The sequence below is a fragment of the Sphaerochaeta sp. S2 genome, from assembly GCF_016406725.1.
Classification (GTDB): Bacteria; Spirochaetota; Spirochaetia; order Sphaerochaetales; family Sphaerochaetaceae; genus Sphaerochaeta.
The window spans coordinates 1-1,617 of record NZ_JAEKNT010000422.1 but is presented as its reverse complement, the minus strand read 5'-3'; the positions used below and the strand labels follow the sequence as shown (position 1 = coordinate 1,617).

The window sequence follows — 1,617 nt, the reverse complement described above, 5'->3', positions numbered from 1 at the left end:
CTATTAGTGTTTATGCATCATTAGAAGGGAGCGTTAAGGAGTATGTGAATGATTGGTGTAATGAAAAGCAAAGATTAATCTGATTCTTTATGATTGTTGCAAATGATACAAGAACATGGTCCATTGCCATTGTAATGTCGTACACCAACACATCTCTGCTTTTTATCTCTATCTCCACGTTTATAAATAATATTGAAAAGATCTTCTTCCTGGTTTTCAAGGTATCTTCTAAGGCAAAACGCACATAGATCAGCAAGTTGTACCATGCTGGTAAGCTCTGAATCTACAAATAATGGAGTTTCAATGGTATTCCTTAAATCAGTCCAAAAAGTGCCATTATGATGGAATTTCTTCATCAGGTCTGTTAATTTTTTTGCTTCGGTTTCATTGTTGTCATGAATCAATAGGCCAAAATGTTTTGTTTTGCAACGAGGGTTTTTTGAAAATATTTGAAGATATTTTTCAAATCGAGAGACTACTTGTTCAAAAGCTTGCTCATCGACCGAAAGTCTCGCAAGAATAGGATTGAAATTCAATTTATTTATACATTCTGCGAATAGTCTGACATCGTTCCAGCTCGCCAATGTATTGGCTACATCAATAATGAAATTCTTTCGTTCAGAATAAGAAAGATGAATATATGCTTCAGTCTTTTTGAAGTTCTTCTTTGTTTGTTTGAATTGTTTTGATTTACTTTTAGAAAGTCTTTGCAACTCTATAGTTCTGGCTCTTGTAACTTCAAATCGTCGTGTTTGAAAATCCATTGACTCAAAATTTGGTATCTTGGTTTGTTCAAGGTATGGACGAAGCAACCAAGCAGTATGAATTTCGTATCCAATTAAATCATATCTTGATTTGATTTTTTCAATCTGATTATCATAACTCTTCCACTTATTGATGGGTATAGACAATCCTGCAAGAATATAATGAGAGGTGTTTCCTGGAATTTGAGGCGTTCCAGACTCATCAATATAGCAGAGGCGCATTATTAACCATCCTAATAAAAAAACGACTGGCGATGCGATGATAACATCGCTCGTGGAGACGCTTGGCGACTCCTTCCAGACGTATTTATAATGTAGAACAACAATTGATATATGTCAATGATAATTCACATAAATTGCGTCCAACGCAAAGTAACGCAAAAATGTAACGCTACTCACCATGAATCTTGCGAATATCGTTAGAAATAAGATATCTAGCATCTAGATTCTCTATTGTCCCATGTTTCACCCCTTAGGCATATTCAGGACTCTTTGGCTTCCTCCTAATACAGACAAAACCTTGGTTCAATGACCAAGGCTCTGTTATGAAAGTCTCTGAACTCTTCATCTTCTATTGCTTCGTATATTTTTAAGTGAGCTTGCTTACCAAAATCACCGAGTGTAAAGGAAGGTATGGCTCTCCTTGGTATGTCTTGATGTAGATCCAGATGTATGTCAGAGGTAGGTGAGTAAGATAGAATAAGAAAAGATACCAGCATATTTGCCAGTATCTTATTTCTCTGTAGTGGATTGTTTTGTTTTACGCCAAAGAGGTCCGAACCTCTGACCTACTGCTTAGAAGGCAGTTGCTCTATCCAACTGAGCTATTGGCGCATCGCTTACAGGTCTTAAG

The 1,617-nt window shown here is 36.4% G+C and carries 1 protein-coding gene and 1 tRNA gene; both read right to left on the bottom strand.

Annotated features, from left to right (window positions below; all coding sequences use genetic code 11):
• Positions 1 to 74 precede the first annotated feature (74 nt).
• Positions 75 to 986: a DUF3800 domain-containing protein gene (locus JF818_RS12245; RefSeq protein WP_198892281.1), complete on the bottom strand. Its 912-nt coding sequence runs from the start codon at positions 984 to 986 to the stop codon at positions 75 to 77.
• Between the two features lie 539 nt (positions 987 to 1,525).
• Positions 1,526 to 1,598, bottom strand: a tRNA-Arg gene (locus JF818_RS12240).
• Positions 1,599 to 1,617: the final 19 nt, after the last annotated feature.